8 protein-coding genes are annotated in these 6,000 nt (G+C 57.9%); 4 read left to right on the forward strand and 4 right to left on the reverse strand.

Features of this window, described 5'->3' with window-relative positions:
• Positions 1-94: 94 nt before the first annotated feature.
• The 3 genes from trfA to ACV22V_RS29600 form a co-directional block, all read right to left on the reverse strand.
• Positions 95-967, reverse strand: a complete 873-nt coding sequence (trfA, locus tag ACV22V_RS29590) for a plasmid replication initiator TrfA (protein WP_448016289.1) — start codon at positions 965-967, stop codon at positions 95-97.
• A gap of 17 nt (positions 968-984) precedes the next feature.
• Entirely contained in the window at positions 985-1,197 is a 213-nt protein-coding gene (locus tag ACV22V_RS29595; RefSeq protein WP_038731613.1) for a hypothetical protein, read from the reverse strand.
• Positions 1,198-1,604: 407 nt separating this feature from the next.
• On the reverse strand, positions 1,605-2,000 hold the full coding sequence (locus ACV22V_RS29600; RefSeq protein WP_448016290.1) for a conjugal transfer protein TraA: 396 nt from the start codon (positions 1,998-2,000) through the stop codon (positions 1,605-1,607).
• 379 nt (positions 2,001-2,379) lie between these two features.
• Between ACV22V_RS29600 and ACV22V_RS29605 the strand changes: the two genes are divergently transcribed.
• The 4 genes from ACV22V_RS29605 (at position 2,380) to ACV22V_RS29620 (ending at position 4,765) form a co-directional block, all read left to right on the forward strand.
• Positions 2,380-2,832 carry a conjugal transfer protein TraD gene (locus ACV22V_RS29605; RefSeq protein WP_448016291.1) on the forward strand — a complete coding sequence of 151 codons (453 nt, stop codon included), beginning with the start codon at positions 2,380-2,382 and terminating at the stop codon, positions 2,830-2,832.
• Positions 2,829-3,107, forward strand: a complete 279-nt coding sequence (locus tag ACV22V_RS29610) for a hypothetical protein (protein WP_448016292.1) — start codon at positions 2,829-2,831, stop codon at positions 3,105-3,107. The genes ACV22V_RS29605 and ACV22V_RS29610 overlap by 4 nt, the downstream gene beginning before the upstream one ends.
• 157 nt (positions 3,108-3,264) lie before the next feature.
• Positions 3,265-3,765 (forward strand): hypothetical protein, encoded by a 501-nt coding sequence (locus tag ACV22V_RS29615; RefSeq protein ID WP_448016294.1) that lies wholly within the window; start codon positions 3,265-3,267, stop codon positions 3,763-3,765.
• Between the two features lie 796 nt (positions 3,766-4,561).
• Positions 4,562-4,765 (forward strand): hypothetical protein, encoded by a 204-nt coding sequence (locus ACV22V_RS29620; RefSeq protein ID WP_059535665.1) that lies wholly within the window; start codon positions 4,562-4,564, stop codon positions 4,763-4,765.
• An 80-nt stretch (positions 4,766-4,845) separates the two neighbouring features.
• On the opposite strand, the gene ACV22V_RS29625 is transcribed toward ACV22V_RS29620, so the two are convergent.
• Positions 4,846-5,646 carry a cystine ABC transporter substrate-binding protein gene (locus ACV22V_RS29625; RefSeq protein ID WP_059599833.1) on the reverse strand — a complete coding sequence of 267 codons (801 nt, stop codon included), beginning with the start codon at positions 5,644-5,646 and terminating at the stop codon, positions 4,846-4,848.
• Between the last annotated feature and the right edge of the window lie 354 nt (positions 5,647-6,000).

A 6,000-nucleotide genomic window follows, 5' to 3' on the forward strand; every position in this document is an offset into this window, starting at 1 on the left:
GCGTGGTGCGCGGCGTAACCCCGAAAGATGGCGATGTAACCCCGAAGGAGCGCGACGTAACCCCGATATTGGCGCGACGTAACCCCGATGGTCGTCATAGCTTTATCCACACGGCTTGAACCTTGCCTTTGGTGCTGGTTTCGATGCGGCCGCCACCGATGATTTCGAGCCGTTCAAGCTCGCGCATCGCGCGCTGCAAGGCATCGACGAAATCACGCATACGCCCCGTGTATTCCAGTTTTGCCTTGAGCCAGTCGAGCGCGTATCGTTGAATGCTCTCGTCGGAGGTCGCTGCCAAGCGTTGCAGCGCCTTCGCCATGTCTTGGCGTGCGCCGAAGCGCAAGCGCTTTTCCCAATCGATCAGCGCGAACTCGCGATTGCCGAATATGACCCGCCAGCGAGGATCGACACGCAACGTGTAGGCTTCGGCCTCGTCATCGAAATCGAAGCCCTCGATCATGTGCAGCGCGCGGTTCTTACCGACCGATAGCTTGGGCTTGCCCTCCTTGGTACGAACCTCGATTACCAGCATCGCGAAGGTCAGCGTCTGCATCGTACGGTTCAGCCATTTGTATTCGTAGTTCCCGGTCTGCCTTCCGATGGAGCGCAGAAATTCGGACCGCGTGATGATTACTGGCTCTCCCAACGGTCTACGACTCGCCTCGTGCATGGCTTGCATCCACACGTCTGCCTGGGCCTCGTCCAGCTGTTCACCCCAAAACTTGATAACCGCATCGGCGCGACTGACAAGAACCGTGTCCTTGTGGATGCGCTTGCGCCCACGTGCAACCGGTGCAAACAGACTGGAGCGGGCAATATGATTCGGCATGGCCCGCATGAAGTCTTCGAGACCGGGGAGAAACAACTGCTGCGGTTCTACCGTCTCGCGGCGTGCTTCAAGGCGCGATTGCGCCTCGGCTGCGCGAGCGACCACACGCGGGAATGGCAGCAGTAGCGGCGTAGACATGGGGTAACTCGGCCGCCTTATTCCGCAAACAAATGAGCAACAGCGGCCGTTTTGAACAGGACGCGCCTGCCAATCTTGACCCTTGCAGGCAGCAGCTTGCGAGACACATCGTTGTCGCGGGTGAGGGTTACACGAAGCCCCTCAGGACTCCGATGTAATAGCTCCGCCACTTGTGAAAGTGTCAGCAATGCTCCATAGCGCTGGATAATGTTTTCTTCCGTTGAAGTCACTTGGATAACTCCGCGTTTCTGTATGCAACGGAAGATTACGCATTGAATGAGATCTGGCCAATAACCCTTATTTTTATAAACTGGGATCAAGTAGACCAACTCGAGATTCAAATGATCCTGAATTTGGATCATCTAGAAATTTGAGGTGTTTAGATGATCCCGATTTGGGATCATCTAAAGGTTGTTTAATTTGCTGACTATTTTGTAACAAATTGTGCTGATGAGGAATTCGGTCTGATTGGGTGAAAACCGATGATGGCGGTAAGGGGCCATGCCTAATCGGTCCCCCTCACTGTAAAGCGTCCTGAAATAGCGGCTGGGGCAACTACCGGCCGGATCGGTGAGTATCCGCAGAGCCTTACTGGCTAAGGCTTGTTACCGATTTCACGTGAGCAAGCGGGGCCGCACTACTCGTCCGTGGTAAGGCGACGCAGCGACGCGGCCAAGTCGGGCGACGTTGCATCGAGTATGTCCATCGGCATGCACGAGTTCTCGCATGCGAGAACCAGCTCATTGATTTCGCCTGTCGTCGCTTTGTTACGCACAAGCGAAAGCAGCATGGCCAGAAGTGTATGCGTTGCTTTCTGGTTTCGCTCGATCTCTGCCAAGCGCCCGATAAGTTCCTGTCGCTCGGCCCACGCTTCCATGCTGTCTCGGCAGGTCCCCGAGTGGCCGCCGCGTCCAAGAGCCTTGTCCCGGAGGTAATTCGAAAGGTGCTTGTATCCGCCCAGCGCCGCGGCTTCCTCGACCCTGCGGCGATCCTCATCCGTGAACCAGACCGGGATAGATTTACCCGTACTCATGCGCCGCAAGTCCACTGGAAAACCATGAAATTGACCATGCTTTGCGCCTATAGAGTTTTCTATAGGTTAAAACCTAGCATGCATGCGGCTTTCCGGCAAATTCCTATAGAAATTCTATAGAGTGAATCTAGTGACGAATGCCGCGAAAAGCCGATGAAATCTAGCTTTGCATCCCCCGGAGGGGGTGCGTGTTGTGTATTGAGATTTTGGGCCTGTTAAGGACCGAAATCTCTAGGGGTTAAGGGCGTATAAACCATCAAGCCCGAAGGGCGTAGGCAAATAGGATGCACATAGGTTGCAATGAAAGAGCAATCTAGTACCATATTGGATGCAAGTGCGATGCAATTAGAATGCCTAAAGACTGCTGATGGGATGCATAATGCCTAGTTATGATCTGACACAATCTTTGACAGCGATCGAGCCGAAAACGAAGGCTGCAAAGGTGCGAGAAGTGATGCCGGTGATTGAACAGAGGATTGCGGCAGGCGTGCGAATCGCGGACATTCTCGAGGCTCTGCAAGGCAGTGGGATCGAACTGACCGAGGCCACGCTAAAGAGCTACCTGTACCGATATCGGAAGAAGCAGGGCAAAGCCGTGGGGCGGCAGGTGGAGCTCGTTGGCACACGGCGGTCGGTTGGTGTTCTGGCATCAAGCCAACCCGGTGAATCTGTATCGTACGAAACAGAAGCGCCGGGAACCTCCCCGTCACGCGGACCAATCTCGATGCAGGAGCTTGACCGCTTGATGAAACCAGACCCGGCAGAGCAGGCTGAGAAATTGGCGCGTTACGAGCGCTTGGGGAAACAGCAACGAAGGAACCATAGAACATGACGACGGTCCGATCGCTCACTGCCGTGACGGCCCGCTTGGAGACCGCGACCGAGACGCTGGCCGAGTACATTGGCTACCTGAGCAGCGAGATTGACGCCGAGCAGGATAAGGCGGAATCCAACGCTGAACGTATTGAGGCGCTGGAACAGCAGCTTGATATCGTCATAGGTGAGCGCCGCGCTATCACGCCAGATAATCTGGCGCTTATTAATCGCGCGCTGTACATCTACGCACCGCTTCTAAAGCTGTTGAGAAGCAGCACGCAAGAGGGTTAGATCTGACATGGCGTATGAGACAGAGTTTGAACAAGCGGTAGCGCGAACGCGCTCCTGGGGGCTGACGTGCCGAGAGAGTAACGGTGCGAGCGAACGATACGTTTCGCCGGCGACCATTTCGAAGGTCGCCAACTGTGCTCAGGCAGTTCTTGGTCGTATGCAAGCGGAAAATGTGGCTGCGCAATGTTTCGCTGTCAGCTCGTTTCTGCGCGAGCCGTTGCAGGACGCGTTGGGCGTCCCGCTGACGTACACGCTCGGCTACGTCAATTTGGGCCGTGGTCCGGTTTTTCACACGCCTGCGGAGAGCTTGAAAGCGATGCTAGATGCCGGGCGTCCTACGTCTCGGGCATTGGAACTCCACGCGTGGTTGACTCTGCCAAGCAGAGAAATCATTGACCTGACACTGTCAACCACGCTTGGGCTAGTCCGAAATCTTCCCGAGCTGGTGGGGCGTGCTGCTTTCATCCACCCGAACGATCTTGTCGGCAATCATTCCTACCATCCCCAAGTCTTGGGCGAAGACTATTTGCGACGGATTGGCGTGATGATCGAACTCCAAGGTTTTATCGTCGCGCCAGCGGTGTCGCCGAAGTCCGACACGGGATTGCGCCACGATGGCTTGTTGCGACGCGGCTGGCGTGCGCTGGTGGGTGGCTGATTTGGTTGCAGTTGAGGCCGGCCGAGCCGGCGTCCCCGGTACAATGGCGGTACACAGCTAGGTTTTTTCAGCTTCCGCTCACTTACGCTAAGCTACTGAATATAAAGTAATTTGGGTTGTGCTGCGTTACGGTCACTTTCCCTTAAATATCAGTAACTTGTTGATTTAATTGAAAATTTGTAATCATCAGGTGGCGGGTTCGAGTCCTGCAGCCGGCACCAAATTGAACGAAGGGCCGGGAGATTTTTTCTCCCGGCCCTTCGTCGTTTCAGCGCCGCGAACCGACAAACCCGACGCGGGGCGCGCGGCAAAGCCGCTTCAGCGTATTGCATGTGCGGACGCGAGCACGCGGGATTTCCTTCTCGATTCGGTGCCGTACATTTCCTGGCCGGCCCGCGACGCCTCGTGTCAGGAGCGGTGCATTCCCTCGGTTGCAATGCCGCTCCAAGCGATGCCGTTGCGCCGCAGCCAATCTTTCAGGCACTGCTTGCAAACGAGCAACCTGCCGCCGACGATGAGCGCGGTCGTCGGCATCGGTCGGCCAGATGCCCCCCTCTTTTACTGTCACGGCCGCGTCACGATGCCCCAATAACGTTGCACGTCCCGGCCGTGGCGTACGCATCCAGCGGATCCGATGACATCGCCCCGCTCAGGGAGCGCCTGGCTCCTCGCGACGACGTGCCCTCGTCGCAAACGGCCGCGCATTTCCGCATCCCCATGCCTTCGGGCCACTTCATCAAAAGACAGGATCGACGCCGGTTCGAACCGGATCGCGGACGATCAGGAGACAAGGACCATGCTGAGTCCGCACGAATTCTCGATGCTGCTGCGCATTGCCCGCGCACCGGACAGCGTCGACCCGTCCAACCCGGCGTTCGCCGTGCTCGTCGAAAAGCGGCTGGTCGACGATACGCAGGTGCGTGTGAATGCGGTGGCGGCGCGTCCGGCGCTCACGCCGATCGGCCAGATGCTGCTTGCGCGCTTCGACGAAGCGGCTTGAGAGAGGGGAAGCGTCATGCAGATGGCGTCACGCCTTCGCCGCAGCGAAGGACGTGACGCAACGCAAGCGCAGCGAACCGCTTACTGCGCGACCGGCACCGTCACGTCGCTGCCGAACCAGTGCATCGAGATCTTCTTCAACGAGCCGTCCTTGCGCAGCGACTCCAGCGCATCGTTGATCGCCTTCTCGAACTTCGGATTGCCCTTGCGGAACGGGATCGCCATCTCCTGCTTGCCGCCGTTCAGCACCGCGCCCGAGCGCAGCGGCAGGTTCGACGTCTTGATCATGTACGGCAGCATCAGGCGGTCGTCGAGCGTCGCCTCGATCCGGCCCGCGGCGAGGTCACGCAGCTTTTCCGGCGCGCCGGGATACGTCTGCACCTCGATGCCCGGCACGCTGCGCGCCATCTGGTCGTAGTTGGTGCCGAGCGTCACGCCGAGCTTCTTGCCCTTGAAATCCTCGAGCGACTTGAAGTTGCGCGTGTCGTCCTTGCGCTGAATCAGCTGCGCGGCCGAATACGTGTACGGCTCGCTGAAGTCGAGCGCTTCCTTGCGCTGCGGCGTGATCGTGACCTGATTGACGATCACGTCGAACTTGCCGGCCTGCAGCCCCGCGATGATCCCACTCCATTCGGTCGGGACGAATTGCGTCTTCACGCCGAGCTTGCCGGCGACGGCATTGGCGACATCGACGTCGAAGCCCTCGAGCTGTCCCGACGTGCCGCGCGAGTTGAACGGCGGATACGTGCCTTCGAGGCCGACGCGCAGCACGCCGGCTTTCTTTACCGAGTCGAGCAGGTCTTCCGCATGTGCGGCAACGGCCGTGAAACCGAGGGCCGACGCGAGCAGCAGGCCCGACAGCAGGAACTTCGAACGTTTCATCGCAGATCTCCAGTGTTCAGTGTGGTAATCGAGCGCCGGGCATCGGTCGTGCCCGGACTGGGCCGGAATACGGGCACGTAGACACTACTCGCAACCGGCCCGCACCGGAAGTCGAATTGGCCCTGATTGCAATCGATTTCCTCTGGACGTGGGCGAACCGTACCGCGTCGAACAAGCGTTCGAACGGTTCGCCCGGGCCGCTCGGAGGACGCTTGAAAAACTCTTTTAAATCAGTTCTATTTTTGGAGACTCGCAGTAATTTGTCTGTAAAATCGCGCGAGCGAAATCGCATAACGCGCCATCCGAGGGCGCGTCAAAAGAAAAAAAGGCCGTTGCCATGAACATGCAGAACAC

It is taken from the genome of Burkholderia sp. AW33-5 (genome assembly GCF_053427615.1).